Below are 22,743 nucleotides of genomic sequence, written 5' to 3'. Positions count from 1 at the left end.
TACTCTTTGAGCTGGTAACTTCACCCTCATCGGAGGTTGGCTGCACATCACTCTAAGGAAAGAAGATGATCTCGGTTTCAGTCTCAAGGTTTCTAGCAGTCGCAGCATTCGCGTTTTCGTTGGTGGGCTGCATGGACTCGACTCACTTCGTCAAAGACAGCAAGTCGACCGGCCTGCCCGCCCACTCCAGCTACTACGTGGCTCTCCCAGAAGATGGGCAGTACGGACCGAAACCCTACCCTGGCTCGGGCAAGATGACCTCCAACATCATTAAGTCCGCGCTTCAGAAAAACTCGCAGAAGGTGACGAGCTCAAGTCGCGTTGAAGACTTCGATCAAGCCCTCAATAGCGCCCGTATCGGCGGCTACAGCTACCTGGTTTTTCCGACCATCCTGCATTGGGAGGACCGCGCCACCGAGTGGAATTTCATGCGCGATAAGGTCGAAGTAAAGATCGACATCGTAGATGTCTTCTCCGGCGAAGCGGAGAGCTCCACTGTGATTGATGGTAAAAGTGGGATTGCCACTCTGGGTGGCGACCATCCTCAAGACCTCCTCCCGGATCCGATCAACGAGTATTTCCGCTCAGCGCTTTATGGCACCGCTCAGTAAATCGCTACCCGCAGGATCATTAGGTCACTCGCACGCTTTTAGTGGGGGGCAGCAACTGACTACCTGAAAGCTTAGCCTTACTCCATTCGCACACTAAAGATCACCGGCGGGCGGGTACCAATCTCCGCGGATCTCCGTCATTGCGCTTTTAACCGGATGATGGACTGGACTCTCCAGCGCTTCTGCTGGGCAGAAAGAATGGGCTCCCCGGGGGAGCGGAGCGACCCTATGATCCTCAGTACCGCAGCGTCGGCGGCGGTGTCTCCGGAACTTTCGAGCAAGGTTAGCCCGGGCGCCGAAGCTTCGTTCGAAAAGTCGATCTGGACCCGGATTGGCTTGCTCGCCTGAGTGGACCTGACGTCCTCCTCGGCTTTCGAGATCACGCGGTTGAGCACGCCTCTCATGCCGTATAACCAAGCCTGGTTATAGCGCAGGGCCTGTTGTGAGTCGAACCTGACTCCCAGGGAGCGCAGGCGCTGTGCCCCCTCCCAGGCTTCGCCCTGTGATCTCTTGAGATTCCCAGTGTACAAGCTCAAGGCTGTGTCGAGGTCCTGGGGGCCACCCTTGCCGTTCTCCAGGAGCCTTGCCAGTCGCAGAGCCGCTATCGGGTTTCCATCCTGTGCCCCAGCGCGTAAATACAACTGCCTGGCTTTCGCGTAGTCGACGTATTCGCCAATGCCTTCCTCGGCCAGCCGGCCAAGTTCGATATAGGCTGTGCTATCGGCGCGCGCCGCCGCCTGGTAGATATCCCGGGCCTTGGCGAGGTCCTGCGGCACACCGATGCCATTTTCATAGAGGCGGCCCAGGGCAATTTGGCAATCGAGGCTGCCGTTCTCGCTCTCGGCCTGGAAGGCCCGCAGGTTCCTTGAGGTGATCGTGCCGATATGACCAGTACGGTAGGAAAAACAGAGCAATGTCACCCAGTTTTCATGGTCGTCAAGTCCGCCCTGGCTGCGAGGTCCAGTTGTAGGCGCATCGGACTGGCATCCTGCGAGAAGGACTGCCAGTAATAGAACGGCGGAAACACTACGCATGTTTTACGTCCATGTAATTGCTCACCCTGAAGGGCAACGTGGCGGTGGATCGGAAGGCGGTACGTTGCTGGAACTCGGTGCGACGGTAAAGCGAAAGGTGGCGGCCACCGACACGAGTCCTGAGTCGGCTCACCGCAGAGATAGCGGAAACCGGTGCGCTTTCGTAGCTGCATGCATAACAGAACAGGCCTCGAAGGGGGCCCTCCTGCTGGTTCAGCGTTCGCCTTAGCCCCGTTGAGCCTGTCGCGGAAGTAGGAAATGACCTTCTCGCCGATGCTCTTCAGCGTCTCCCGAAGGGCAGCTATGGGTCGGCAACGGAATCATGGGGACGTCAGTTCGACACGCGGTAACGCTCTGTTTAAGCTGCCGCTTCCATTCAAGGATCGATGGCGGAATGACTGAAATTCTCCAAGGTAGCTGCTTGTGCAGATCGGTCAGGTATGAATTGGAGACGCCACCAAAGGCTGTCAGCCATTGCCATTGCAGCCAGTGTCGGAAAGGCCACGGCGCGGCGTTCGCCAGCTACGGTAGCGTGCCGCGTGGCAATCTGCGGGTTGTGGCCGGTAATGATGAGCTCAAGTCCTACTCATCCTCGACCGGCGTCACACGCCAGTTTTGCGCCAGCTGTGGTTCTTCTCTGTTCTGGTCAAAAAGCCAAGGGGATTTTTCCGATTGGGTTTCGATAGCCCTGGGCACCTTGGACACAGCCTTCACACCCCAGAAGCAAAAGCATGTTCATGTCGGCAGCAAAGCTTCCTGGTTCGTGTTTCAAGACTCCTGGCCCAAGAGCACCTAACCGGTTCTGCAGGCAGCTACCGGCCAGAAGCGGTCATTCAGTCCCGTCGTCGACGCGCAATGACAGGCCCGCAAAGGCCGACCTGTTTCTCCTACTCGGTCAGGCCCACGCGCCCCAGCCGCTTCAATAGCTGTACTTGACCGACAGCATCATGTTCCTTGGCTCCCCATACACATTGCTTGGCACCGTGACGGAGGAGCTCAGCGAGTTGTAGTACTTCTTGTCGAACGCGTTGTTCAGGTTCAGTTGCGCATCAATATGGGGAGTCGGCTTGAACCCCACCATGAAGTCCACCAGTGTGAAAGCGTCCTGCTCGACCATGTAGGTGGTGCCTTTGTTGTAAATGCGATTCTGCCGGTACAGGGAGCTACCGATGCGCCATTGATCGAGCATGCCGGGCAAGGTGTAGGTCGTGCTCATCTTGAACAGGTGCCGCGGTATGTCGGTATCGAACAGACGCCCTTCGTTGGCCTTGTTCGCATCCTTGCGATATTTGGCTTCGGTGAAGGTGTAACCGGCGCCCAGCTGCCAGTTGGGTGTGAGCTGCCCTTGCAGTTCCAGCTCGAGGCCTTTGCTGCGCACCTCGCCGGCCGCCTCGTAGCACGAGGTTGTCGGGTAGCTGGGGCAAATGCTCTGGTCGGTGATGGCCTTGGCGCGGTTTTCCTGGTCCAGCTGGAAGATGGCGGCCGAGGCGTTCAGGGCACCCTCGAAGTACTCGCCCTTGATGCCCAGTTCGTAGTTCTTGCCGGTGATGGGCTCGATGACCGAGCCTGAGGTATCGAAGTAACTCTGCGGCTTGAAGATGTCGGTGTAGCTGACGTACACCGAGTGATACGCATCCAGGTCATAGACCAAGCCGGCGTACTTGGTGACGTGACGGTTGACCTTGAGTTCAGTCTCGGTGCCTTTGTAAGGGGCGCTGGTATCGTTTTCGTACCAGTCCAGCCGGCTGCCCAGAATTAGCTTCAGCGGGTCGGCCAGGCTCAGGCGAGCAGTCGCATATGCGCTGTTGAGCTTGGCGTTGGTATTCTGCCAACCGTACTTGGTCTGGCTGGCAACTTTCGGGGTGTCGCCGTTCCAGTTGTAGATATCGATATTGCTGTGCAGCAGCACGTTCACTGGCACATCGCCATTGAACACCACGCGACGATGGCTGGCGCCGACCACCAGTTCGTGGTCGCGATCCAGCAGTCGGAACGGGCCGCTGGCGTAGGCATCGAAGCTGTTCTGGCTTTCCCGGTAGTGGCCGGCGCCGACGTACTGGTCATAGGTCTGGGTGGCGGTGCGCCCCAGTATGTAGGTGCCCAGCATGTCCAGGTCTGCCCAGGTTTTGGTGGCCGACAGATTGAGTTTCCAACCGTTGTCCAGGGCATGCTCGACGGCGGCATAAGCGGAGGTGCTGGTCTTGTTCCAATACTCCCAGTCATTGCTCAGGGAGGTGGAGCGCGACAGCTTCAGGTCGCTGCCGTCGAAGCCCACGGGAAGACCGGTCCAGCCGTTGCCGTTGTAGTCGTCCTGTTGGCGCGAAGCGCTGACGGTCAGGGTGGTGCTGTCGTTCAGGTCGGCTTCCACGATCCCATAGAACAGGTTGCGCTCGTTATCCAATGAATCGCGGAAGCTACCCTGGGTCTGATAAGCGCTGACCAGCCGACCGCGCACGGCGCCGTTGTCGGTCAGCGGACCGGACACGTCGAGGTCGGTGCGGTAGCGGTCCCAGGTGCCTGCGCTGCCCTGGATGCTGGCCTGGAAAGTTGCCGTCGGACGCTTGCGGATCAGGTTCATGGCTGCGGCCGGGTTTCCGGCCCCCTGCATCAGGCCAGTGGCCCCGCGCACCACCTCCACCCGGTCGTACATGGCCATGTCTGCGGAGAGCAGGTCCTGGGACAGCTGAGAACTGTCGAGGCTGGTGGGCAAGCCGTCGTACATGATGTTGTCGAGTGCAAAGCCGCGGGCGTAATAGGTGGAGCGCTCCGGCCCAGTGCGCCGAATGACCATGCCCGGGGTGTTCTGCACAACGTCATTGAGATCGGCCAGGGCCTGGTCGTCGATGCGCTGGCGAGTCATTACCGTGACCGACTGCGGTGTTTCGCGCAGCGATGACGGCAGCTTGGTAGCCGTACTGGTGCTACCGGTGGTGTAGGAGCCGGTGAGTTCGGTGGTTTCCCCCAGGCCCTGGCCGATCACTGAAGTGGCGTCCATCTCCAGCGCGCCTTCGGTCGACACCGCCACCAGGGTAAAGCGGCCATCACTTTCCCGCACGGCGCGAATGCCCGTTCCGGCCAGCAGGTTGCGCAGCCCCTCCTCCACCGGGAAGCTGCCATCCAGACCCTTGCTGTTCATACCGCGGGTCAATCGAGAGTCGAACGACAGCACGATTCCCGACTCGGCAGCAAAGCGCGTCAGCACCTGCCCCAGATCGCCTGCGGCAATCTGGTAGCGCTGTGCGGCGGCCGTATCGGCCAGCGCCGGCAGTGGCGCCAGCAAGGCGGAACAGAGGATGGCCAGCCGCACACGAGCGCGCAGCGGGTGCAGGGAATTTGCCTGGGGAGTATGCGGGGAATTCATCGTCGTCCTTCTCTCATGGTCACCGACCGTTCAAATCGGCCGTCTTTCATGGGTCGAACGAAGATGCGAATTGATATCACCCGGCATGAATTATTTTTCTGATCAGGCCGGTGTGACCGTGATCCAGAAACGTGTGCGACGCTCCACCCGCACCGGCAACGCGCTGGTCAGCGCACGGAAAGTCTGTTCGGGGTCGTCCAGCTCGAAGGTGCCGCTCAGGCGCAAGTCCGCCACCTGCGGGTCACAGCGCAGCAAACCGGGCCGGTAGCGACCCAGGTCGGCCAGGAAATCCGCCAGACGTTGGTCGTTGGCGATCAGCAGCCCGCGGGACCAGGCATCTGCGGCGTAATCCAGTGCCCGTATGGAGACCACCGCGACCGCATCGAACAGACAGGCCTGCCCCTGCCCCAACGCGCTGACAGCCAGTGCGCTCTTCGGCTGCACCTGCACTTGTCCGCTGAAGACCTCCACCTGGGAGGCAGCATCGAGCTGGCGCACCGAATAACGCCCGCCCACGGCGCGGACGTCGCCCTGCCTTGTCGCCACACGGAGGCGCGAACCCGCCAGAGCGTTTACCAGCACTTCGCCACTGCGCAATGTCACCCGGCATTGCCCGTCGGCATAAGCGACGTCCAGGGCGCTCTGGGTATTGAGCAGCAATTGGCTGCCATCGGCGAGGGTAACCGGCAGCCGCTCGCCAACGGCGCTGTGGTAATCGGCGAACAGCGCTCCCTGCTCGAACTCGCGGTAGCCGCCCAACCCAAGCGCGCCCGTCCCCAGGGCCAGCAACATGCCCTTGAGAACGGTACGACGGCTGCTGCGCCGGTCCTCGCGCGCCAGGCCAAAGACACGGCCGCTGAAATCGCCGGGCATCCCCTGCATGCGTCGCTGCAATTTCTCAGCCTGCTGCCAGGCCCAGTCGTTGTGTGGAGAGGCATCCAACCAGCGCTGCCAGGCTTCGCGGTCCGCGGCGACAGCGTCGCCACTGGCAAACAGGCTGAACCAGTCCGCCGCCTGCTCGATGGAGTCCAGTTGCGCAGCGCTGATGCCCGCGCCGCTCACAAGCCGTGCTCCAGGCTGTAGAGCATGCAATGACGCGAGGCCTTCGCGATGTAGCGGTTCACCGTGACGAGCGACACTCCAAGGGTCTGGGCAATGCAGCGGTAGGTCATGCCATCGAGCTGGGACAACAGAAAGGCCTGGCGCACCTTGTCGCCGAGCGCGGCAAGCATGGCGTCGAGCTGGACCAGGGTCTCCATGAGGATCAGGCGATCCTCGGCAGATATGTCCAGGGGCTCCGGCACCTCGGCCAGGGCTTGCAGCCACGCGCGCTCCAGGCGCTGACGGCGGTAGTGATCGATCATCAACCGGCGCGCGACCGTCGCCAGAAAGCTTCGCGGCTCACGCATGGCCTCGATACGCCCCTGCCGGTCGGTACTGCCGAGCAGGCGGACGAAGACGTCCTGCACCAGGTCAGCCGCCAGTTGGCTGCAATCCACACGGCTGCGCAACCAGCCACGCAACCAACGGTGCTGTTCCTTATAGAGGTCGCCCACCTCCAGCTGCCGAATCGGGCCCTGGCTCGTCATCGCCAATCGTCTTTCGAGTGCAAATAGGAATAATTATCATATCAATCCCATGGGAAGTAGGGCAATCGTCCTGAATGCGCGGCAAGGTTGATTGCTGCGGTATTCGTCTGAGAAGTGCTGGTGAGGGCTTCTGACCAGATTGTTTGCTCAGCCACAGGGCCATGGGAGTGCTTTGCTGAAGAAAGGCGCCATGGGATCGAAATGGCGCCTCACTGGTGTGAGCGCCACTATTCATGAGGAGGCTGCGATGCCACTGGACTACTCGACTCAACAATTGCGGGTGACCTTCGCTGAGCTAGCGTTTCACAGTGAATCGATCGCAATGGCTCTTGACCAGGCGATACAAGAGTTGCCGGCGGGTTACGCGGCGAATATCGCCGACGTGATAGCCCTGCTGAAAGATGACGCCGAGAACCTCCGGACGCTGGCTGAGCGAACCCAAGGAGGCAGCATTCAAGTACTGGATTGAATAGCACGGAGAAGCAGCAGATTACTGCGCTTCGCACTACTTCATTCAACAACGCCTCGGTAGCCGATCGGTTGAATGCGCTGGCCCTTCAAGTGCTCGAAGTTAGGACTGAGTTGCGCACCATGGCCAGTCAGCTGGAGCAAGATGCCGACACCCTGGAGGTGTTCTTCCAGGAGATTCATGAGGGGCGGATTGTCAGGTCTCCGTAGGGGCAGCCAGCAGCCAGAGGCGGACATATTACCCGCGCGGCCGTGGACGAGGGCTAATTTGCTCAGACTTACTGCGCGTGTAGCTTTCTCCATTCACTCCAACAGTCCTACGCAACAACATCCGCATAAAGCTCAACGAACTGAAGTTGTTCGAAACCTCACTGATCACTCATCTGGCTTGGCGCAATCCCTTGTCGAGGGCGGCGACGCGGCCCTTGCCATGGATGACTTCACGTTCTGAGCGGATATGCCCACCCGTCGGAAGTCTCGGCGGCGGGCGTCATCCGTAACGACAGCTTTACACCTGCCTTCGATCCTACCGGCCGTGGCAACAACAGGCCGCGCCCCTGGCGGGTGTACGCTTGGCTATTGCAGGGGGGCGCCGTTATGCAGGAATGCTCATTGACAGTCGTCCGCCGCTTAAGTGTGATGGCCTTTCGTTCAGGCAAATGGCATTGCTGGCCGACTGTGTGTGCGTTGTGTCCTGCAATGCCGCGATGACGAAACTTTGGCGATCCCGACTCGCTTACGAAAGTTTTCTCGTTTCATCGACACAGGAGATGCCGGCGATGTTGAACCAGGCACCCCGCGATACCCAGGACGTTGAATTCGACGAGCAATTCTTCCTCGCCTTCGAGATCCAGGTCCTGCAAAAGGCCCTGCCGGCCTTCGAAGAGGCTTCGCGCTTCGCCCGCGACCGAGGCCTGCGCTGCAGCGTGGAATTGATCACCAACGCAGACGGCCACCCCGAACTCAGCCTCAGCGCCACCCAGCGTGACGACCTGCCGGACAGCTGTTATCGCCTGATTGCGGACCCGGCGTCCCAGGGCATAGTCCACGAGGAGTTCACCGCGGTGAACCGCCGCACGCGCCGCCAGGGCGTACGCCTGGCGACGTTGACCTCGCGCTCGCTGGAGCTGCAACTGGAGGCTTTCTTCATGCACGCCTTTGGCATGCGGCTGGACTACAACGTCCTGCGCCTGGACTACTCTTACGAGCATGCTTCAGGGCTCTAGGCCCTTTCCGACGCCGCCGGTCGTCGGTTCGGCCGGTGGCGGAACGAGCGTTCCGTCGGACAGTTCCTGCAAAGGATGATTTATGGCAACGATGAACGCGTCGAAGTCGCTATTATTCGCGCCCTGTGCGCCACCTCGTGCGTGTTTCCTCGTTGTCGCTTCGCCATGAATGAATTCCTCGTGCATTTTCAGGACGGTCACTGCCTGGGCAAGACCGTACTGCGCTCGTTTTCCCGTCAGATGACCCTCTCCGAGGCGCGCGTGCGCCTGCAGGCCTGCTACCCGCTGCGCGTTCCGCACCTGCTGAACATCCTGCACCTGACGCCGATGCTGCCCGGCCGCTGATCCGGCCCCACCCGTACAGTTTTCCTGCGCCACTGTGCCTGCAACCGGGCATCGATCGTGGCTAGAGTCGTTCGTCTCGACTTCGAGCCGACGCCCAGGAACACGCCATGGCCGACCTGCAGATTCGCCCCGCCCACGCCGTAGATGTGCCGGGCATGCTGGAACTGATCTTCGAGCACGGCCCCAACGACTGGAACTTCCTGCCCGAAGGTCCGGTGCGCGAGCACTTCCAGGGCATTGCCGAGGGAGCAATATGGGCGTTGGTCGCAGTGGATGGTGACGAGCTGCGCGGCCTGGTGACTTTTCATGAAAGCGATGCCTTCGGCCGCTTCCAGCAGAATGGACGGTCACGCCATGCCTATATCGCCGAGGCCACGGTGCACCGTGGCGAAGCCGGACGTGGCCTGGGTACCCGCCTGCTGCGCGCCGCCATCGCCGATCTGGTCGCCCGCGACCTGCCCGACATCTACATCGAGCGACACGAAGAGAACCCCGGTTCCGCCGGCATGATGCGCAAGGCCGGTTTCCAGGAGCTGGAAACCTTCGCCGACCCGCAGCGCCGGCCCAATGGGTCACGGCGCACGACGATCTGCTACCTGGACGCGCGAGCCACCGCCGGCTGAGCCTCGCCCAGCCCGGCGAGGGCTTGCCGCGCCGCCTCGCCGGCCTGTTCCAGCACCCGGCACTTCCAGCCGTCCTCGTCCACATAGAAGGCATCACGCAGCTGGCGATGGATGCGCAGGGCCTTCTCCGCCGGCACGCCGGGATTGTTGGCCAGCCACTGGTCCGCACGCAGTGCCTTGAGCACCTTGAGCCCCGGCAGCGTGCCGTACTCCAGGGCGATGGCGGTCAGCTCGGCCTGCGGGCACTCGCTGACAGCGCTGAGGATCATCTGCCCCTGCAACTGCACCGACACCGATCCCCCTTCGTGCGCCGAGGTCACCTCCGCGCCCCACCAGCGGCGGGTTCGCGCCAGGGTCTGCGGATCGTGACCGCCTACATAGATGCGCTCGGCATGGCCCTTGGGGCCCAAACCGGTGTGCAAGTCGATCCAGCCCAGGCGAGCGCACTCGCGAGCGTGCTGGCGTAGCACCTTGCGCACGGCCTGGTTGCTCCAGGTCGGCTGGGCGCCGATGTAGAACAGGCCATTGGGATGACTGTCCTGACCACTGGAGATGGCTGCCTGCAATTGCTTGCGACCATGGCGCATGGCGTAGCGCAGCAGGCGCAAGTGGCTGGCGAAGGATGGCCAGCGCCGCGGAATCAGGATCGGATCGAGCGCGCCATAAGCCTGGTTGCGCGGGCGCGGTTGGGAGAAGTCGATGAAATTGCGGTTGAGATCGACGTTCTCGTGGGTCCAGCGCCGCCACCAGGAGAAACCATGCGGGTTGACCGCGTGCAGGTAGAGCACCGCGCAATCAGCCTTGGCGCACAGTTCCAGCCAGTCGGGATCGTTGAGCAGTGCGACTTGCACTGCCGAGCCGCAGAATCCTTCCACCCCATGGCAGCCGCTGCTGATGATCAGCAGGTTGCGCGCATCGCGCGGGCCGCTGCGCGCCACATCCAGGGCAAGGGGCTCACCATCGCGGCCGGCCAGCGGGTGGCGGTGGGATTCGACGACCAGGCCGGCGGACAGGCAGGCGGCCAGGAACTTGCCACGCGCTTCGGCGTAGCTCTGGGAAAAGCAGGCAGACGGCTTCATCACCACTCCGGATGATTGGATTCGAGTGAGGAAAACGGGCCCGACATGCGGGCCCTTTGAAGAAGATCAGGCGTGGCCGACAGCACCGGGCAGCGGCGCTTCGCTATGCTCGCCCTGCAGGGACTGGCGGGTGCGCTCGGGGGCGATGATCCGGCAGCCGAGGATGGCGCAGACCACGGTAAGCACGCCGAACAGGCCGAGTGCGGTCTCGAAGCCATGGGCGATGTCGCCACCGCGCAACTCGACCAGTTGGCCGACGATCCAGGGCGCGAGCATGCCGGCGCTGGTCATGCCGCCGATATGGATCGCCAGCATCGAGCCGCGCTGCGCGCTCGGGGCGATGTAGGCGACCAGGGTGTTGCAGAAGGTCGGCAGGACGTTCACCAGGATCGCACCCAGGGCATAAAGCACCAGGATCGCCAGACGATCGCCGTGCAGCAGCGTCAGCGCGCAGAAGGCGACTCCGGCGACCGCCGCGAAGAGCATCGGCGGCAGCACCATGGCGCGCTGCACCGAGGCACCACGCTTCATTGCCCGTTGCGACAAGGTCGAGAGCAGCAGGTTGGCGAGGATTACCCCGACCGTCACCACCATCACGGTGTAGCCCGACTGCATCGGTGTCATGCCCTGCCCCTTCTGCAGGTAGACCGGCACCCAGCTGTATACCAGCGCGGTGGGCAGGTAGCTGAGGAAGCCCATCAGGGTGATCCAGATGAAACTGCGGTTGAGCAGCAGCCGGCTGTACGGCAGGCGCAACGACGACCCCGGCCCCTCCTCCTCGGTCTGCTGTCCTTCACGGCCGAAGATGAGCCAGACGACCAGCCAGACCAGCCCAAGCAGCGCCAGCAGGAAATACGCGGTGCGCCAGCCGAAGTGCTGGATCGCCAGCGGCAGGCTCAGCGCGCCGAGCACGGCGCCAAGCATGATCGACACCTGGATCAGCGCCGACGGCAACACGCGCTCCTTCGGGCCGAACCATTTGAAGCAGGCGTGCTGGGTCACCGCCGTGCCCGGCCCGGTGCCGACACCCAGCAGCAAGCGCCCGGCGACCAGCGCGGCGAAGCCACTGGACAGCGCCACCAGCAGTTGCGAGGCCATCCACACCAGCGACATGCCGGCGAGAATCCAGCGCGTCGGGAAACGGTTGGCGAGGAAGCCCACCAGCACGCCGGAGACGGAATAGAGGAAGAAGAACGCACTGCCGACAAAGCCGAACTCGGTCGGCGAGAGCTTCAGCTCATCGATGATCTGCGCGCCGGCGAAGGCGAAGATGGTCTTGTCCAGCACGCTGATGACCATCACCAGCATCAGGAGCAGGAGAACTGCATTGCGACGATTCATGCCAGGGCTCCGTTACCGGGAGTAGTACTCAGGGAAGTTTCCACCAGGCTCACCCAGAGGGCCGCGCCGAAGGGAATGGCGCCGTCGTTGAAGTCGTAGCCGGGATTGTGGACCATGCAGCCGCTGGGGCCGCTGTTGCCGTTGCCCAGCGCGATGTAGCAACCGGGCCGGCGCTCCAGCATCCAGGCGAAATCCTCGCTGCCGAGGAAGCCCGAAGGTATCTCGGACAGCAGGCGCTGCGGGCCGACCAGTTCGGTCAGCACCTGGCGTGCGAGGCGGGTTTCTTCCGGTGTGTTGACCAGTACCGGCACCAGTTCCTCGTATTCGTACTGCAGCTCCATGCCGTGCACAGCGGCGACGCCACGGGTGATTTCGCCGATGCGCCGCTTGAGCAGCTCACGCACCTCAGGCTTGGTAGCACGCACGCTCAGACGCAGGTCGGCGTGGTCGGGAATGACGTTGGCCGCCTCCCCCGCCTTGAGCATGCCCACGGTCACCACCCCCACTTCGGTAGACGGCACGTTGCGCGCGACGATGCTTTGCAGCGCCAGCACCAGTTCGGCGGCGGCGACTATCGGGTCACGGGTCAGGTGTGGCATGGCGCCGTGGCCGCCGACACCGGTCAGGCGGATCGATACGCGGTCCGAAGACGCCGTCAGGGCGCCTTCGCGAGTCAGGAAGCAGCCCACCGGCAGGCCCGGCGCGTTGTGCAGCGCGTAAACCGCATCGCAGGGGAAGCGCTCGAACAGGCCATCGTCCATCATCGCCACGGCGCCGCCCAGGGTTTCCTCGGCAGGCTGGAAGATCAGGTTGAGGGTGCCGTCGAAGTTGCGCTGCTCGGAGAGGTCGCGGGCGGCACAGAGCAGGATGGCAGTGTGGCCGTCATGCCCGCAGGCGTGCATGCGCCCCGCGTGCTGGCTGGCATAGGGAACGCCACTGGCTTCCTCGATGGGCAGCGCATCCATGTCGGCGCGGATGCCGATGCTGCGGGCGCTGTTGCCCTGTCGCAGCACGCCGACCACGCCAGTGCCACCGACGCCCTCATGGACTTCATAGCCCCATTCGCGCAGGTAGCCGGCGACGATGGAGCTGGTGCGCGCCTCTTCGAAGCCCAGTTCGGGATGCTGGTGAAAGTCCCGGCGAATCCGGGCGAAGGCTTCCTGGGAAGCCAGTAACCTTTCTAGGGTGGGGTGCTGACTCATGCCGCATCCTGCTCATTGTTCTGATGTGGCCGGCAGGATGCCCCACGCGCGAAGCACTGAATAATGACCTTCGCGCATGCTTATCAAAGGTGGTTATCGACGCCGCTCATTCTGTCTTGCGCAGGTGCGGGCCCTTGAAGGCGTAGACCAGCTCGTCTACCAGGGTCTGCGCCTCGCGGGTCATCAACTCCGGCGGGCGGCAGACCAGGGAGATATCGGTGCCGGGTACCGTCTCGGCGATATCCAGCGCATCGAGGGTGCCCGAGACGATGGGCAGGTCGAACACCCGCCGCGACCAGAAGCTCACCGCATCGGTATTGGCCGCCAATTCCGCGTAAAGCACCACCGAGGCACACTCGATGACGCGCTCGGGATGACGAACCTGGTACTGCTCGAACATCTGCCCGGCGAGGGAGACGTCGAGCGAGTCGGGCACCAGCCATTCTTCGTCGAGCAGCTCGTGCAACGAACGCGCATTGCGCAGCGGATGACCCTTGCGCACCGCCAGCGTGGTGGGTTGGGCATACAGTTCCTGCCAATGGAAACCGTCGACGTTGCGCGAAGACGGTTGCGAGGTCAGCACCAGGTCCAGCTGACCTTCGCGCAAACCTTCGAGCAGCTTGGCCGGGCGCAGTTCGCTGATCTGCAATTGCACCTTGGGGTAGCGCTTTCGGTAACGCAGCAGGCAGCTGGCGAACTGCTGGCTGGGCGTCACCGGTGATACGCCGATGGCCACCCGACCGTCCATGGCGCCCTTGAGCGTTTCGATCTCGTCCCGCGCGCGGCGCACCTCTTCCACCACCAGCCGGGCGCGACGTACCAGACGCTCACCGTATTCGGTGGCGGTGATGCCGCGGTTGGAGCGTACCAGCAGCGGCACGCCCAGCTCGGCCTCCAGCTCCTTGATGCTCTTGGACAAGGCGGGCTGGGAGATGTGCAGCAGGCGCGAAGCTTCCTGGATGCTGCCGCTCTCGCAGATGGCGACGATGGCGCGGAGTTGATGCAACTTCATGGTTTGGACGACGGCTCGGGATCGGTAACAGGTCCGAACATAAAGCAAAAACGAGGCCGGCGTGAGTAACGGTTGGTAAACGGGCGCAGACCGGCGAGTCGCGCAGCGGGCCTTTCGTAGGATGGCGTGGAGCGCAGCGATACCCATCGATCCCGAGCGACGACGGCATGGGTATCGCTGCGCTCCACCCATCCTACAGTCGAGGTTTCCTGGCAGTTCGTAGGGCGCATAACGCGCCAGCGTTATCCGCCATTCAGGATCGAATGAAAAAAAGCGGCCCGAAGGCCGCTGAATGAACACAAGGAGCGCCGGTGAGCGCCAGTAAAGCCCGCCGTCAGCGGATGCCCGTGGCGCGCAAGGCGTTGGGGGTGAAGTCGTTGCTGCTCGACTGCACGGCGAAGTCGTAACTGCTCTTCTCCTCGTTGCGCAGGCCGGACACCGTGTAGCGGCCGGACAGCACGTCGTAGTGGGTTTCCGCCGTCAGCCAGGTGAACTGCTGGTCGTAGAACGGCCGCGCATGGCCCTCCGACACGCGCCAGAGGCTGCCACGGCCATCGTAGGCGTCGGCCTCGGCGATCTGCCAGCTGTCCTCGTCGATGTACAGATCACGCTTGCTGTAGATGTGGCGCTGGCCCGGCTTCAGGGTCGCCACCACATGCCAAACGCGGTGCAGTTCGTAGCGGGTGTGGTCCGGATTCAGGTGACCGGGCTTGACGATGTCGTCGTACTTCAGCGTCGGCGAGTCGAGCGCGAAGCTGTTGTAGGGGATGTACAGCTCCTTCTTCCCCACCAGTTTCCAGTCGTAGCGATCCGGCGCGCCGTTGAACATGTCGAAGTCGTCGTAGGTGCGCATGCCTTCCGCACCGGGGCTGTCGTAGCCCACTTGCGGGGCGCGGCGCACGCGGCGCTGGCCGGCGTTGTACATCCACGCCATGCGCGGTTCCTTGACCTGGTCGATGGTCTCCAGCACCAGCATCACGCTGCCCGCGCGGCGCGGCGGCGAAAGAATCTCCTGGCGGAAGTAGTAGAGGATGTTGTTCATCTTCGCCGGGTCGTAGTCCTTGAGCCCGAACGGGAAGGCGAACTGCTCCTTCATGTAGCTGATGGTGTAGGCGCCGTTGGTCTGCGGGTTCATCTGCGCCGTGGTGCGCAGCATGGCGTTGCTACGGTAGCGGGTGACGTGGTTCCAGATGACTTCCAGGCCGCTCTGCGGAATCGGGAACGGCACGGTCATGGTGAAGTTGTTCAGCCCATTGCCACCCTCGGCCAGCGAGGTGGCGGTAGCGTTCTTCTTCGCCGCGTCGATCACCGTCTGCGGGTAGCTGGCGCTGCGGTGGCTCGGGTAGACCGGGATGCGGTAGCTGTCGGGGAAACGCTGGAACATTGCCAGCTGGCCCGGCGTGAGCTTGTCCTGGTACTGGCTGGCGTTCTGCGCGGTGATGGTGAACAGCGGTTTGTCGGCCGCATACGGATCGGCGAGGAAACCACCGGCATCGACCTTGCCGGCGTTGGGCGCCAGGCCACCGGTCCAGGCCGGGATACTGCCGTCGGCGTTGCCTGCCTTCTCAGCGCCAATCGGGGTGAGTTGATTGCCCAGGCGCGCGGCCTGGTCGGCGCCCACCGCGGCCATCACGTGCCCGGCGAGCAGGCTCAGGGTCAGGCAGCCGGCCTGCAACCATTGCTTGTTGTTCATGCTGATACCTCTGGGACTGAGAGTGGAGCAGGCGGCGTCAGAAGCTGACGCCCAGGCTGACGGCAAGGAAATCGCGGTCGGTGTTGACGTTGTAATCACCGCCGAAATAGTCGGTGTAACTGATGCTCGCGGTGTAGCGGCTCAGGTACTCGGCATCGACGCCGACGCTCACCGACTTGTCGCCCTCGTTGAAGGTCGGGCCGTAGCCCTCCACGTCGTGGGAGAACGCCAGGTTCGGGCGCAACGAGATGCCGCCGATGAGGTCGTTGTACTCAAGGCCCGCGCGCAGGCGATAACCCCAGGAGTTCTGGGTGTAGAAGCCTTTGTCGTTGCACTGCCCAGGGTTGGCGGTGTTGACCACCTTCTCGCACAGCGCGTTACCCGACAGGCCCAGCAGCGACGAGCTACCGGCGCTGGCCAGCTCACCGTTGCCGTAAACGCTGCTGCGGCCGAAGCGCAGGTCGGAGCCATCGGTGGAGCCCAGGTCGTCGATATGGCCAAAGCCGATTTCACCCACCAACGTCAGGCGTTCGGCGCCGATCACCGGGATCTGGTCGAAGGTGTTGGTGAAGGTCATCTGGGCCTGGGTGTACGGCAGGCGCTTGTAGCCCTGGATCAGCGAGCCGTAGCTCGAATCCGCCCAGCCGCTGGCGAAGATCGGCAAGCCGGCGTTGACCATCGCGTTGGTGGACGCCGAGCCGAGGGTGGCAGCGCCGGAGACGTCGCTGGAGTTGATGCCCATCGGCATGTTCGGCCGGTAACTGATCTCGCCCTGCACCGCGGTGCTGCCCCAGGTGGTATTGAAGCCCAGGCCGTAGAGGCGAATGTCTTCCGGATAATCCAGGTACCAGCTGGCCGTGCTGCGCCCGCCCTGCCCGATCAGTCCGCCCACCGGGTCGGCCAGCGCGCCCTTGCCCACCACCCAGTTACTGGTCGGGGTGCGGCTGTGGTAGTTCATCGCATAGGCGGAGAACTCGGTGTCGTTGACCATCCAGCGCAACGCCACGCCGAACTGGCCACCGTCGCGGGCGTCATGGTCGCCGGTGCGCGGCACGTAGCCATAGCCACCCCTGATGCCGGTGCCATCGATGTCGCGGTCGAAGTCGCTGCCGTTCACCGCCATGTTGATGTCGCAGCCCTTGGCCGCCACGTCGCTGCCGAAGAAGGTGCCGCAGTTGTCCGGCACGGTCTTCTCCCATTCGAGCTGGTAGAAGGCCTCCATGGACAGGGTGTCCGTCAGCCCCTGGTTGAAATACAGCATGCTCACCGGGATCAGCGCTTCCTTCACCTCGGAGCCCGGGCGGCGCAGCGCAGCGACGTCCACCGGGTTGATCGAGTTGATGCCGTTCTGGATGAAGGTACTCTCACCCCAGCTCACCACCTGGCGGCCAAGGCGCACGGTGCCGGGCAGGTCGTGGAAGTCGTAGTTGTGGTAGATGAAGGCGTCGAGCAGCTCGGCACCAGAGGAGCGCGCCGCCATGTCGCGGCCGTTGTCGTCGATGTCGTAGAGCGGGCGGTGCTCGTCCTTCAGCTCGAAGTCGTACCAGTACTTGCCGCGCAGGAACAGGCCGCTATCGCCGTACTTCAGCTCCAGGTCGTGCAGGCCCTTGAAGATCTTGGAGAAGGTTTCGCCCTTCTTGAAGTTCAGCCGACCGTCATCGGAGGTCTGGCTGGAGGCCGTACCGCCGTTGCGGGAGCCGATGAACTTCTTGTCCGGGCTGTCCATCGCCCAGCTGGCGCCGATGGACAGGGTCGAGTCGAAGCGCCCTTCGATTTCCCCCACGTTGAAGCTCACTGCCTGAGCCGAAGATGCCCCACCAAGGGCCATGCTGGTTGCCAGCGCCAGCGCGTGCGGCCTGAAGCCTGCGGCGCCGGTTATTGTTTTTTTCATGCTGCTCTCCGCCTGGAACGTGCTGGTCACGGCAAGCCGTGCCACTCCTGCGTCCCGGCTCTCAAGCCGGGAGGCGGTCGCATGGTAAGAGCGCTGTCACAAGGCTGACTGCTGAAAAAAAGTGATGCCCATAGCCAGAATCGAAACGCCTGCGACCGGCAGCCCGTGAGGTTTCGCGGGTGATAACCGGCAGCTATCGCGATACCCAGGATTCAGCCGACCGCGCCTGCGCATTGGCCTAAAGTCCGCCGCCATCAGCGACTCCCAACGATGAGGTGGACCATGAAGATTGCGTTGACCGGCGACAGCATCCTGCAGCGCCGCCTGAACAGCCGCGACGATGAAACCCTGCGCCCGCTGTTCGACCTGCTGCGCGGCGCCGATGTCAGCTTCACCAACCTGGAAGTACTGCCCAACGACTTCCAGGGCGACGCAGTGCTGGAAAGCGGCGGCTCGCACTTCGGCGCGCCGTCGTGGATTCTCGATGAGCTGGTGGACGGCGGCTTCGATCTGTTCTCCACCGCCAACAACCACAGCCTGGACTACGGCATTGCCGGCCTGCACGCCGCCCACGCGCAGCTGGAAAAACGCGAACTGCTGTTCGCCGGCACCGGCCGCAACCTCGAGGAAGCGCGCCGCCCGGCGTACTGCACCAAGCCCGCCGGCACCGTCTCGCTGCTCGCCTGCACCTCCACCTTCGGCAAGGGCCAGGAAGCCAGCGAACAGACCCGCGACATGCCTGGCCGCCCCGGCCTAAACCCGCTGCGCTACGACACCGTGCACCAACTGGACGGCACGCAGATGGAAGCCATGCGCGGGATCATCGCCAGCCTCGGCCTGGACCGCCTCTACCAGGGCGCGGTGGACCTGGGCTTCGCCCACCCGATTCCCGATCCGTCGCTGGCCGTATTCGGTCCCTTCACCCCGCTGCTGTTCCGCCAGGGCGAGAGTTCGCGCCTGCGCACCCTGCCGCGCAAGAAGGACATGGACGACATCCTGCGCTGGGTCGAGGAGGCACGGACGTTGTCCGACATCGTCGTACTGAGCATCCACGCCCACGAACTGGGTCATGACGCCACCGGCGAATGGAACCTGGAAGCCGCCGCCGAATTCATCCAGCCGGTCGCGCGACGGATGATCGACGCCGGCGTCGACATCGTGGTCGGCCACGGCCCGCACCTGCTGCGCGGCATGGAGATCTACAACGGCAAGCCGATCTTCTACAGCCTGGGCAACTTCATCGGCCAGAACGAGCTGGTCGAGCGCCTGCCGGCGGACAGCTACGAGCAGTTCCGCGTCGACCGCAACCAGACGCCGTCCAGGGTCTTCCTGCAACGCACCCAGAACGACACCCGCAGCTTCCCCTCCGATGCGCGCTTCTGGGAAAGCCTGGTGCCGGTCTGCCAGTTCGATGGCCGCCGTCTCACCGGCATCGAACTGCATCCGGTGAGCCTGGGCCTGGGCGAAGCGGTCCACCGCCGTGGCCGCCCGCGCCTGGCCGAAGGCGAGCACGCACAAGCGATCCTGCAGCGCTTTGCCGCGCTGTCGGAGCCCTACGGGACGCACCTGGTGCTGGAGGGGAACGTCGCTCACGTGGCGCTCTGATCGCCGTCGCGCACTTCCACTTGTAGGAGCGAGCAAGCTCGCTCCTACTCCATCAATAGCTACGACGCTCTCCATGGCAAATCCCGGCCCTGGCTCTGGCTATTTCGACTTCCACAGAAATGCCAACACACTCGAACCGCCCCTTTCAGGAGGCCTCGTTGAATTGGAGTTTCAGGGGTTGAGCGGCATGGATGCCGCGAGAGCTGCGATGGGCCAGGGATGGCCCTTCGTAGCGTGCCCCTGAAACTTCGATTCAACGAGGGAATTTTTCGCCTAAGCGAAAAACCGGATGGAGCGGCAAGCCTTCTTGGTTACTTTCCGGGGGGCGGCCATCCGTCGTTTGGAAGAAGTGACTCGCCCGAGGGGGCGAAACCCAATACATCCGCACGCATCGAAGCGGCGCAGAAACACGAAAACCCAAAAGCTTCGCGGCGAAACTTCGCTCCTACGAAAAGCCTCCCGCATCCGGTACGCTTTGGGCTCGTTCCAAGCAGAGCCCCGAAACATGCCCGCCCTCACCTGCCCCCACCTCATCGGCCAGCACGTCGAACTCATTCCTCTGCGCGCGGAACACCGCGACGCACTGCTCAATGCAGCCACCGACGGCGAACTGTGGAACCTCAAGGTCACGGTCGTGCCCGGCCCGGACACCGTGGATAGCTACATCGCCAAGGCTGAAAAGGGCCTGGAGGAAGGCACCGTCCTGCCCTTCGCCATCCTCGATCGGCACAACGGAAAGATCGTCGGCAGCACGCGGTTCTGGAAGGTCGACCGCGCCAACCGCAAGCTGGAGATCGGCCACACCTGGCTCGCCCTGTCGGCGCAGCGCACGCCGATCAACACCGAAGCCAAGCTCCTGCTGCTCACCTACGCCTTCGAAGAACTCGACTGCGTGCGCGTGCAGTTCACCACCGACGAGCTGAACGAGAAGTCCCGCGCCGCCATCCTGCGTCTGGGCGCCGTGCAGGAAGGCATCGTCCGCCACGAACGCATCATGCCCGACGGCCGCAAGCGCAACTCGGTGCGCTTCAGCATCATCGACAGCGAGTGGCCCGAGGTGAAGGCGCGGCTGCAGCAAAGGCTGGGCCGCGCCCCGACCTGAGAGCCACTCAGCCCTGGTAGAACACCTCGTCGCTGTACGGATACCACCAGGAGTGGATCTGCGGCTGGTGATCGATGATCACCATCTTCGACCGGCGGAACGCATCCAGGCCCTGGCGACCGAGTTCGCGGCCCATGCCGGACATCTTCCAGCCGCCGAACGGCAGCGCGTCGTTGTCGATCAGCGGGTTGTTCACCCAGACCATGCCCGCTTCCAGGCGGTCCGCCGCCTCCATGGCTTCCGCCAGGTCCGTGGAGAACAGCGAGGCGCCCAGGCCGAAGGGTGAATCGTTGGCCAAGCGCACGGCCTCGTCGAAATCCTTCACCTTGCAGATCGCCGCCACCGGGCCGAAGCACTCCTCGTGGAAGATCGCCATCGCCGGGGTGACGTCGGTGAGGATGGTCGGCTCGTAGTACCAGCCCACCGGGAATTGCGGCGGAATACGCCCGCCGCAGACCAGCGTGGCACCCTTGGCGATGGCATCGTCCACCAGGCGAATCACCTTGGCGCGGGCCGCTTCGCTGACCATCGGGCCGATCTCTGAGCGCTCCAGCCCGTGACCGATGCGCAACGCGCGAGTCCGCTCGGCGAAACGCGCGACGAACTCGTCGTGCACTTCGTCGACCACATAGAAGCGCTCGGCCGAGGTGCAGATCTGCCCGCTCAGGTGGAAGGCTGCGGTCACCGCGCCGGCCGCCGCGACTTCCAGCGGTGCATGGCGGGAGATGATCATCGGGTCGCTGCCGCCGGCCTCGATTACCGCCGGTTTCATCCGTTCGGCGCAGGCTACTGCCACTGCCTTGCCGGCGGCGACGCTACCGGTAAAGGCCACGGCGTGGGTGCGTTCGGATTGCACCAGGCGCTGCGCGGTACTGGCATCGCCCGGCACGCAGCTGACCATCCCCGCCGGCAGCACCTTGAAGTGCTCCATGAATTTCAGCGTGCACAGCGTGGTGCTTTCCGCCGGCTTGACGATGCAGGCGTTGCCCGCCGCGAGCGAGGCTGCCAAGGTCCAGCACATCAGCAGGATGGGGAAGTTGAACGGCATGATGTGCACGCTGACGCCATAGGGTTCGTAGCGCACATGCTGGAACGAGCCGAGCTGGGTAGTGCCGGCTACCTTGCCCGCTTCATCGCGGGCCATCTCGGCGTAGTAGCGGAAGATCGGCGCGCAGTTGGCCAGCTCGCCCATGGCCTCTGGGAACGGCTTGCCCATCTCCAGCGTCATCAGCCGCGCCACTTCGCGCTGGGTCGCCTGGTCGGTCTCGATGGCGTTGGCCAACTGGTGAAGGATCGCCGCGCGGGATTTCGCATCGACACGCTTCCACTCGCGCTGGGCAGCGTTGGCGGCGTCGATGGTGGCGTCCACGTCCTCCGCATCGCACAGGGCAATGCGGCCCACGGGCGTGAGGTCAGCGGGATTGATGATGTCGCGCAGGCGCTGCGTGGCCACGCCCTGGTAGTGAGGGCCGATGAAGCGCAGGGGCACGTCGCTGTGGAAGTCGGTCATGGAATGCTCCGCAGGGATTCGGATGAAGCCAGGCGCCGGGCGATCACGTCGCTCTCCAGCGGCTGGCGCCAGTTCGGCAAGTGAGAGTCGAACAGCGCTGCCAGCGGGCGCAGCTGCTCGTTATCCAGCGCGCGCTGGAACAGCCGCAGTACGCGCGGCAGGTGCTTGAGATAGCCGTGCTTGCCATCGCGCTTGGCCAGGCGCACGAAGATGCCCAGCACCTTGGCGTGGCGCTGTGCAGCTAGCACCTGGAAGTCGGCCAGGAAGCGCCGGCCGTCCACTTCCGGGCGCTGGCTGAGGTAATGGGTGAGCAGGGCCACGCGCAGCGTTTCGGGAATGTCGCGCCGCGCGTCTTCGAGCAGTGACATGAGGTCATAGGCCGGTGCGCCGAACAGCGCGTCCTGGAAGTCCAGCAACCCGCAGGCCGCCACGTCCTCCCTGCCCTCCAGCAGCATCAGGTTGTCGACGTGATAGTCGCGCAGCACCAGTACTTCGCGGCGCATCGAGGCGTCTCGCCAGAGCGCGGCGAACTCGGCGAGATAGCGTTCGCGCAACTGCGCGGCGGCCTTCTCGCCGATGAGCAGCGGCGCGTACCAATCGATGAACAGCGCCGCTTCCTCGCCCAGCTTCTGCCCGTCGTAGGCCGGCACACCCTCTGCCGCTTGCGGGCCGGCACGGTGCAGGCGCACCAGGGCATCCACGGCGAGACGGTACAGCTCCGTCTCGCTGTGGCCGGCCGCGAACAGCCGGGTATAGGTGGCGTCACCGAAGTCCTCGATCAGCGCCAGGCCCAGCTCACGGTCGGCGGCCAGCACGTTCGGCGCCGACAGCCCGCAGTCGCGCAGCAGTTGTGCCACCCGCAGGTACGGCGCCAGCGGCTCGGCGCCGGGTGGCGAATCCATCAGCAGCAGGCCCTTGCCGTCGACGCGGAAGTAGCGCCGCGCCGAGGCGTCGGCCGGTAGCGCGGTGAGCGTCTCTCCGGCCAGGCCGCTGCCGGCGAGAAAGGTCTCGCGGGCGGCGGCGCGGGTGGTTTCACAAGGCAGGTTCATGG

Annotated in this window: 20 protein-coding genes; 8 read left to right on the top strand and 12 right to left on the bottom strand. The window is 63.7% G+C overall.

The features are described from left to right. Positions 1-131 precede the first annotated feature (131 nt). Positions 132-611, top strand: coding sequence for a DUF4823 domain-containing protein (locus tag RS899_RS09805; protein WP_315809761.1), 480 nt, complete (start codon positions 132-134; stop codon positions 609-611). A 137-nt stretch (positions 612-748) separates the two neighbouring features. Here RS899_RS09805 and RS899_RS09800 read toward each other — a convergent pair whose 3' ends face one another. Next, complete coding sequence (locus RS899_RS09800) at positions 749-1,645, bottom strand: tetratricopeptide repeat protein (protein WP_315809760.1); 897 nt, start codon at positions 1,643-1,645, stop codon at positions 749-751. Between the two features lie 394 nt (positions 1,646-2,039). Here RS899_RS09800 and RS899_RS09795 point away from each other — a divergent pair, with 394 nt between their 5' ends. After that, positions 2,040-2,441: a GFA family protein gene (locus RS899_RS09795; RefSeq protein WP_315809759.1), complete on the top strand. Its 402-nt coding sequence runs from the start codon at positions 2,040-2,042 to the stop codon at positions 2,439-2,441. Between the two features lie 123 nt (positions 2,442-2,564). On the opposite strand, the gene RS899_RS09790 is transcribed toward RS899_RS09795, so the two are convergent. The 3 genes from RS899_RS09790 to RS899_RS09780 form a co-directional block, all read right to left on the bottom strand. Next, positions 2,565-5,006, bottom strand: coding sequence for a TonB-dependent siderophore receptor (locus RS899_RS09790; RefSeq protein WP_315809758.1), 2,442 nt, complete (start codon positions 5,004-5,006; stop codon positions 2,565-2,567). A 102-nt stretch (positions 5,007-5,108) separates the two neighbouring features. Next, entirely contained in the window at positions 5,109-6,068 is a 960-nt protein-coding gene (locus RS899_RS09785) for a FecR domain-containing protein (protein ID WP_315809757.1), read from the bottom strand. Next, the gene (locus RS899_RS09780) at positions 6,065-6,595 is read right to left on the bottom strand and encodes a sigma-70 family RNA polymerase sigma factor (RefSeq protein WP_315809756.1); all 531 of its coding nucleotides are present in this window, start codon (positions 6,593-6,595) and stop codon (positions 6,065-6,067) included. The genes RS899_RS09785 and RS899_RS09780 overlap by 4 nt, the downstream gene beginning before the upstream one ends. A gap of 247 nt (positions 6,596-6,842) precedes the next feature. On the opposite strand from RS899_RS09780, the gene RS899_RS09775 reads away from it, so the two are divergent. From RS899_RS09775 to RS899_RS09760, 4 genes are all read left to right on the top strand, one after another. Beyond that, a complete protein-coding gene (locus RS899_RS09775; protein ID WP_315809755.1) occupies positions 6,843-7,064 on the top strand; it encodes a hypothetical protein in 222 nt (73 codons plus the stop codon). A 778-nt stretch (positions 7,065-7,842) separates the two neighbouring features. Continuing rightward, on the top strand, positions 7,843-8,289 hold the full coding sequence (locus RS899_RS09770; RefSeq protein ID WP_315809754.1) for a hypothetical protein: 447 nt from the start codon (positions 7,843-7,845) through the stop codon (positions 8,287-8,289). Positions 8,290-8,454: 165 nt separating this feature from the next. Next, positions 8,455-8,634: a hypothetical protein gene (locus RS899_RS09765; protein WP_024762799.1), complete on the top strand. Its 180-nt coding sequence runs from the start codon at positions 8,455-8,457 to the stop codon at positions 8,632-8,634. A gap of 107 nt (positions 8,635-8,741) precedes the next feature. Continuing rightward, the gene (locus RS899_RS09760; RefSeq protein WP_315809753.1) at positions 8,742-9,257 is read left to right on the top strand and encodes a GNAT family N-acetyltransferase; all 516 of its coding nucleotides are present in this window, start codon (positions 8,742-8,744) and stop codon (positions 9,255-9,257) included. On the opposite strand, the gene RS899_RS09755 is transcribed toward RS899_RS09760, so the two are convergent. The 6 genes from RS899_RS09755 to RS899_RS09730 all read right to left on the bottom strand — a co-directional run bounded on the left by RS899_RS09755 (position 9,227) and on the right by RS899_RS09730 (position 17,475). Then, positions 9,227-10,336 carry a M14 family metallopeptidase gene (locus RS899_RS09755; protein WP_315809752.1) on the bottom strand — a complete coding sequence of 370 codons (1,110 nt, stop codon included), beginning with the start codon at positions 10,334-10,336 and terminating at the stop codon, positions 9,227-9,229. The genes RS899_RS09760 and RS899_RS09755 overlap by 31 nt on opposite strands. A gap of 66 nt (positions 10,337-10,402) precedes the next feature. After that, positions 10,403-11,677 (bottom strand): MFS transporter, encoded by a 1,275-nt coding sequence (locus RS899_RS09750; RefSeq protein ID WP_315809751.1) that lies wholly within the window; start codon positions 11,675-11,677, stop codon positions 10,403-10,405. Then, entirely contained in the window at positions 11,674-12,879 is a 1,206-nt protein-coding gene (locus tag RS899_RS09745; protein WP_315809750.1) for a M20 aminoacylase family protein, read from the bottom strand. The genes RS899_RS09750 and RS899_RS09745 overlap by 4 nt, the downstream gene beginning before the upstream one ends. A gap of 106 nt (positions 12,880-12,985) precedes the next feature. Beyond that, a complete protein-coding gene (locus RS899_RS09740) occupies positions 12,986-13,891 on the bottom strand; it encodes a LysR family transcriptional regulator (RefSeq protein WP_138525696.1) in 906 nt (301 codons plus the stop codon). A 334-nt stretch (positions 13,892-14,225) separates the two neighbouring features. Then, complete coding sequence (locus RS899_RS09735; RefSeq protein ID WP_315809749.1) at positions 14,226-15,584, bottom strand: DUF1329 domain-containing protein; 1,359 nt, start codon at positions 15,582-15,584, stop codon at positions 14,226-14,228. 37 nt (positions 15,585-15,621) lie between these two features. Then, a complete protein-coding gene (locus RS899_RS09730) occupies positions 15,622-17,475 on the bottom strand; it encodes a DUF1302 domain-containing protein (RefSeq protein ID WP_233298536.1) in 1,854 nt (617 codons plus the stop codon). A 282-nt stretch (positions 17,476-17,757) separates the two neighbouring features. Here RS899_RS09730 and RS899_RS09725 point away from each other — a divergent pair, with 282 nt between their 5' ends. Beyond that, entirely contained in the window at positions 17,758-19,080 is a 1,323-nt protein-coding gene (locus RS899_RS09725; RefSeq protein WP_315809748.1) for a CapA family protein, read from the top strand. A gap of 505 nt (positions 19,081-19,585) precedes the next feature. Beyond that, the gene (locus RS899_RS09720) at positions 19,586-20,182 is read left to right on the top strand and encodes a GNAT family protein (protein WP_315809747.1); all 597 of its coding nucleotides are present in this window, start codon (positions 19,586-19,588) and stop codon (positions 20,180-20,182) included. A gap of 7 nt (positions 20,183-20,189) precedes the next feature. On the opposite strand, the gene RS899_RS09715 is transcribed toward RS899_RS09720, so the two are convergent. Together RS899_RS09715 and RS899_RS09710 are read right to left on the bottom strand one after the other, a co-directional pair. Then, a complete protein-coding gene (locus RS899_RS09715) occupies positions 20,190-21,692 on the bottom strand; it encodes an aldehyde dehydrogenase family protein (protein ID WP_038803180.1) in 1,503 nt (500 codons plus the stop codon). After that, on the bottom strand, positions 21,689-22,741 hold the full coding sequence (locus RS899_RS09710) for an aminoglycoside phosphotransferase family protein (RefSeq protein ID WP_315809746.1): 1,053 nt from the start codon (positions 22,739-22,741) through the stop codon (positions 21,689-21,691). The genes RS899_RS09715 and RS899_RS09710 overlap by 4 nt, the downstream gene beginning before the upstream one ends. Positions 22,742-22,743 lie beyond the last annotated feature (2 nt).

Origin of the sequence: Pseudomonas sp. C9-3 (assembly GCF_032392015.1) — a bacterium.
Lineage (GTDB): Bacteria > Pseudomonadota > Gammaproteobacteria > Pseudomonadales > Pseudomonadaceae > Pseudomonas > Pseudomonas nitroreducens.
This window is presented reverse-complemented; position numbering and strand designations above follow the sequence as displayed.

What these genes read in the sequence shown, in the direction of transcription:
- RS899_RS09805 (WP_315809761.1), top strand. Translation starts at nt 132, where the DNA reads ATGGACTCGACTCACTTCGTCAAAGACAGCAAGTCGACCGGCCTGCCC.
- RS899_RS09800 (WP_315809760.1), bottom strand. Translation starts at nt 1,645, where the DNA reads ATGCGTAGTGTTTCCGCCGTTCTATTACTGGCAGTCCTTCTCGCAGGA.
- RS899_RS09795 (WP_315809759.1), top strand. Translation starts at nt 2,040, where the DNA reads ATGACTGAAATTCTCCAAGGTAGCTGCTTGTGCAGATCGGTCAGGTAT.
- RS899_RS09790 (WP_315809758.1), bottom strand. Translation starts at nt 5,006, where the DNA reads ATGAATTCCCCGCATACTCCCCAGGCAAATTCCCTGCACCCGCTGCGC.
- RS899_RS09780 (WP_315809756.1), bottom strand. Translation starts at nt 6,595, where the DNA reads ATGACGAGCCAGGGCCCGATTCGGCAGCTGGAGGTGGGCGACCTCTAT.
- RS899_RS09775 (WP_315809755.1), top strand. Translation starts at nt 6,843, where the DNA reads ATGCCACTGGACTACTCGACTCAACAATTGCGGGTGACCTTCGCTGAG.
- RS899_RS09770 (WP_315809754.1), top strand. Translation starts at nt 7,843, where the DNA reads ATGTTGAACCAGGCACCCCGCGATACCCAGGACGTTGAATTCGACGAG.
- RS899_RS09765 (WP_024762799.1), top strand. Translation starts at nt 8,455, where the DNA reads ATGAATGAATTCCTCGTGCATTTTCAGGACGGTCACTGCCTGGGCAAG.
- RS899_RS09760 (WP_315809753.1), top strand. Translation starts at nt 8,742, where the DNA reads ATGGCCGACCTGCAGATTCGCCCCGCCCACGCCGTAGATGTGCCGGGC.
- RS899_RS09755 (WP_315809752.1), bottom strand. Translation starts at nt 10,336, where the DNA reads ATGAAGCCGTCTGCCTGCTTTTCCCAGAGCTACGCCGAAGCGCGTGGC.
- RS899_RS09750 (WP_315809751.1), bottom strand. Translation starts at nt 11,677, where the DNA reads ATGAATCGTCGCAATGCAGTTCTCCTGCTCCTGATGCTGGTGATGGTC.
- RS899_RS09745 (WP_315809750.1), bottom strand. Translation starts at nt 12,879, where the DNA reads ATGAGTCAGCACCCCACCCTAGAAAGGTTACTGGCTTCCCAGGAAGCC.
- RS899_RS09740 (WP_138525696.1), bottom strand. Translation starts at nt 13,891, where the DNA reads ATGAAGTTGCATCAACTCCGCGCCATCGTCGCCATCTGCGAGAGCGGC.
- RS899_RS09735 (WP_315809749.1), bottom strand. Translation starts at nt 15,584, where the DNA reads ATGAACAACAAGCAATGGTTGCAGGCCGGCTGCCTGACCCTGAGCCTG.
- RS899_RS09730 (WP_233298536.1), bottom strand. Translation starts at nt 17,475, where the DNA reads ATGAAAAAAACAATAACCGGCGCCGCAGGCTTCAGGCCGCACGCGCTG.
- RS899_RS09725 (WP_315809748.1), top strand. Translation starts at nt 17,758, where the DNA reads ATGAAGATTGCGTTGACCGGCGACAGCATCCTGCAGCGCCGCCTGAAC.
- RS899_RS09720 (WP_315809747.1), top strand. Translation starts at nt 19,586, where the DNA reads ATGCCCGCCCTCACCTGCCCCCACCTCATCGGCCAGCACGTCGAACTC.
- RS899_RS09715 (WP_038803180.1), bottom strand. Translation starts at nt 21,692, where the DNA reads ATGACCGACTTCCACAGCGACGTGCCCCTGCGCTTCATCGGCCCTCAC.
- RS899_RS09710 (WP_315809746.1), bottom strand. Translation starts at nt 22,741, where the DNA reads ATGAACCTGCCTTGTGAAACCACCCGCGCCGCCGCCCGCGAGACCTTT.